General features: G+C 49.3%; 1 pseudogene. It reads right to left on the bottom strand.

The annotated features are described in order from the left end of the window. Positions 1 to 38: 38 nt before the first annotated feature. Positions 39 to 347, bottom strand: a pseudogene (locus ACTHUM_RS19885) (4Fe-4S cluster-binding domain-containing protein); the annotation flags it as partial. Between the last annotated feature and the right edge of the window lie 93 nt (positions 348 to 440).

Genomic DNA, 440 nt, shown 5'->3' with positions numbered 1-440 from the left:
GCCGTAAACCAATCGCATACAAACTCATATTGCAATCACGGCTCGCCGCCGGTTGCCGTTACGCCTCCGCCTGTCGCACGCAAATAATGAAGATAGGTCGTGACCTGCTTCATCACAGTTGCCACATCCAATTCCTGCGCCTGCTCAGTATGAAGATCCCATGTGTCACGATTATGGCAATACAGGCAACGCATCAGGCAGCCTTGCCAAAAGAGCACGTAGCGCAAACCCGGACCATCGACAGCACCGCAAGATTCAATCGAATGAATAATGCCTTTACCGTTATAGTGACGGTGGCCAAGGTCTTTCAGTGCCAGCTGGGGGGTAATGGCAAAAGTCGTGGACATAGTGTTCGGCTCAAAAATGTTTTTGCTTATATGGATTGTACGATAATAAAGGCCGTCTGAACATTTCAGACGGCCTCGGAGCTTTGTTTCAAA

The sequence above is a fragment of the Neisseria sp. P0021.S006 genome (assembly GCF_051956895.1).
Note: the sequence above shows the minus strand (reverse complement) of the source record. Positions and strands in the feature narration are given on the sequence as shown.